This is a genomic window from Microcystis sp. M169S2 (assembly GCF_020245865.1).
Lineage (GTDB): Bacteria > Cyanobacteriota > Cyanobacteriia > Cyanobacteriales > Microcystaceae > Microcystis > Microcystis ichthyoblabe_A.
Genome location: NZ_JADBUB010000251.1, coordinates 1 through 3,226, shown reverse-complemented (window position 1 = coordinate 3,226; position 3,226 = coordinate 1). Strand labels below are relative to the sequence as shown.

Here is a 3,226-nt window from a genome sequence, read left to right as displayed (position 1 = left end):
TGTTGCTTCAATAACTTCTGAATAAAGCTTTTAGCCACGTCAAATCTCCGGGCTAGTCCTCGAATAGAAAATTTTTCTTTCTTCCAGACATCGATAATTTTTTGGCGAAAATCTACGGAATAGGGTCTCATAGGAAGCTGGCGATTTCTATTATTTGTCTATTTGCTTTTCATTGTACCTTATAGCTCCAAGAAGTGCTATATATTGTAGATCTAACAGACTCCGAAAGAACTGAACTCGAGCAGCTAACCAAGAAAGGAAAAATAGCAGCGTACAAAATGAACCATGCCAGAATACTACTTTTAGCAGACGTCAATCAACAGGAAGGTGGTTGGACTGACTCGAAAATTAGTGAAGCCTTAAATGTTGCTCAAGCCACCATTGAGAGAGTACGAAAAAGATTTGTCGAGTCAGGAATTGAATCATCATTAACTCGAAAAAAGCAAGAACATCGCCGTGCCAAAATTATCGATGGGGAAAAGGAAGCATATCTGATTGCCATCGCTTGTAGTGAAACACCAACGGGACGAGCAAAATGGACACTTCAAATGCTGGCAGATAAAATGGTCGAACTTGAATATGTGGAAAAAATATCACGAGAAACCATCAGAAAAACCTTAAAAAAAATGAATTGAAACCATGGCTGAATCAATCATGGGTCATTCCCCCAAAAGAATCAGCGGAGTTTGTCTGTGCCATGGAAGATGTCTTGGATATTTATCATAGTGAGTATGACCAGCAAAATCCCTGGCTGTGTTTTGATGAGAGTTGTCAACAATTAGTCAAAGAAACAAAAGAGAAAATACCAGCCGAACCGAGAGAACCAGAAAGGTATGACTATCAATATGAGCGTAATGGTGTAGCCAATATGTTTATGTTTTTTGAACCATTACAAGGTGGGCGACATGTAGAAGTTACACAACAAAGGACGGCGAGCGATTATGCACACCAAATGAAATATTTGGTTGATGAGCGTTATCCGGATGCCCAGAAAATTAGAGTAATTCAAGATAACTTAAATACTCATGTAAAAGCCTCATTATATAAAGCCTTTGAACCGGAAGAGGCCAAGAGAATTTTAGATAAACTCGAATTTCATTACACTCCCAAACATGGCAGCTGGTTAAATATGGCAGAAATTGAGTTGAGCGTTTTGAATCATCAATGTCTCGATCGTCGTATCCCAGACATGGATAGTTTAAAACAAGAAATTAAGGCATGGGAAGAAAATCGAAATGAAAAGTCAAATTCAGTTGACTGGAGATTTACTACTGCTGATGCTCGTATTAAATTAAAAAAACTCTATCCCTCAATTCAAACTTGATAGACTACTACAGGGAAAACCCCGTTTTAAAAAATATACGGGTTTTACTATTGCTTAATATTCGGCCGATACCTGCTCGATAATTGACACTATAAATTCTTCTCAAATAAGCCTTTAAGTTGATTTTTTCAATGATGGGTAAGATGCGCTTACCCTGAAGGGAGTTATTCCAGTAGCTGTAGCTGTAGGGTGCGTTCCCTAATGCAGGTTCAAATATTCCACCAATAGATTTTGGGGAACGCACCATGCACATTGATGGAAGTCGTTAGACCGCTTCAATTTTAGGGTAATAGTTGCTAAAGTCCGCTAACTTCACCAGTGAAGCCACCTAGGCAGAGGTTTTTGATCGCTAAAAAATTCTTTCTTCTCCATAAAAACGATAAAATCTCTATTATGCAAGCATAAAGAGGCTTCAGGCCAATTTAAAGGCACATTTAAGCCCTATAAATCGAATATTTACAGTTTTTTCAGCTAATCAAGCCATTAATGGCTTGATTTCTCTGCATCTAACTCAAGCAGTATAATTTTTTCTTCGATGTATTGTAATTGTTTTTCATTTCGTATAGAATACGATTTCAGAGAAAATACCTAGCAATCTCCCATAAATAAACAAAGGAGCCGATGACATCGTGATCCCTGATCCTAGATCCTCAAAACCGAAAACCCTCTTACCCTTTATTTCTCTAGCTACGGCTGCCGTCGTCACAACGGGAATCGGACTAGCTTCTAGTCCCCTATCAGCATCGAGTAATCTGCTGGCAGCTGCGGATAAACAGCAAGCTAAACAACAAACCGTGGAAATCACCCTGGTTTCCTACGCGGTGACTCAATCGGCCTACTCAAAAATCATTCCTCTATTCGTCAACAAATGGAAAAGAGAGAAAAAACAGGATGTGGTGATTAAACAGAGTTATGGCGGCTCTGGTTCCCAAACCCGCGCTGTTATCGACGGATTAGATGCAGATGTGGTAAATTTGGCCATCGGTTCCGATGTGGAACGCTTGCAAAAAGCGGGTTTAGTTAACCCCGGTTGGCAGAAAGAATTACCCAACAATGCCATCGCCACTCGTTCCGTGGTAGCTTTAGTTACTCGTCAGGGCAATCCCAAAGGAATCCGCAACTGGCCAGATCTAGCCAAATCGGGGATTAAAGTCATCACTGCCAACCCGAAAACCTCTGGGGTGGCCCGGTGGAATTTTCTGGCCCTGTGGGGATCGGTAACTCGGACCGGCGGCAGTGAAGCACAAGCGACCAATTTCGTCCGCAATGTCTATAAAAACGTGCCTGTACTACCCAAAGATGCCCGGGAAGCCAGCGATGTCTTCTTTAAACAGGATCAGGGGGATGTGCTGCTTAACTACGAAAACGAGGTAATTTTGGCCCGTCAAAAAGGAGAAACCGGGTTTGCCTATACTATTCCTGCGGTCAATGTTTCGATCGATCCGCCCGTGGCCGTAGTGGATAAAATAGTTGATAAACGCAAAACCCGGGAAGTAGCGACGGCTTTTGCCCAATTTCTCTTTACTCCGGAAGCGCAGCGGGAATTCGCCAAGGTGGGTTTCCGTCCGGTTAATGCTAATGTGGCTAAAGAGTTTAGTAAACAATACCCAAAAGTGTCGAATCTGTTCCCCTATACGGCGGTCGGTAGCTGGGATGCGATCCAGAAAAAATTCTTCGCTGATGGGGCGATTTTTGACCAAATCCAGCGTTAATTAGTAGTAGGCCGTCAGCCGTTAGCTAAGTAAGTGGTTCTGATTAATTGATCCCCCCTTAATCCCCCCTTAATAAGCTATCCCTTATAGGGATCTTTCTTAACAATTTTTGCAGTAAGCACTCCAACCCTTATCCTGACTTGATTTCAGTTTTTTCTTTGTCAGTAAGGGTGTCAACAAGGAATATTAC

The 3,226-nt window shown here is 41.7% G+C and carries 3 protein-coding genes and 1 pseudogene; 2 read left to right on the top strand and 2 right to left on the bottom strand.

Features of this window, described 5'->3' with window-relative positions; all coding sequences use genetic code 11:
- Nucleotides 1-131, bottom strand: a pseudogene (locus IM485_RS21930) (IS630-like element ISMae26 family transposase); the annotation flags it as partial.
- A gap of 63 nt (nt 132-194) precedes the next feature.
- On the opposite strand from IM485_RS21930, the gene IM485_RS21925 reads away from it, so the two are divergent.
- Nucleotides 195-1,324 (top strand): IS630-like element ISMae29 family transposase gene (locus IM485_RS21925; RefSeq protein ID WP_287745554.1). Its coding sequence is split into 2 segments (ribosomal slippage): nt 195-618 and nt 618-1,324, totalling 1,131 coding nucleotides; the frame shifts between segments, so codons are not numbered across the junction.
- Between the two features lie 7 nt (nt 1,325-1,331).
- On the opposite strand, the gene IM485_RS21920 is transcribed toward IM485_RS21925, so the two are convergent.
- Nucleotides 1,332-1,571: a hypothetical protein gene (locus tag IM485_RS21920; RefSeq protein ID WP_287745552.1), complete on the bottom strand. Its 240-nt coding sequence runs from the start codon at nt 1,569-1,571 to the stop codon at nt 1,332-1,334.
- Between the two features lie 382 nt (nt 1,572-1,953).
- Between IM485_RS21920 and IM485_RS21915 the strand changes: the two genes are divergently transcribed.
- Nucleotides 1,954-3,036 (top strand): sulfate ABC transporter substrate-binding protein, encoded by a 1,083-nt coding sequence (locus IM485_RS21915; protein WP_104398430.1) that lies wholly within the window; start codon nt 1,954-1,956, stop codon nt 3,034-3,036.
- Nucleotides 3,037-3,226: the final 190 nt, after the last annotated feature.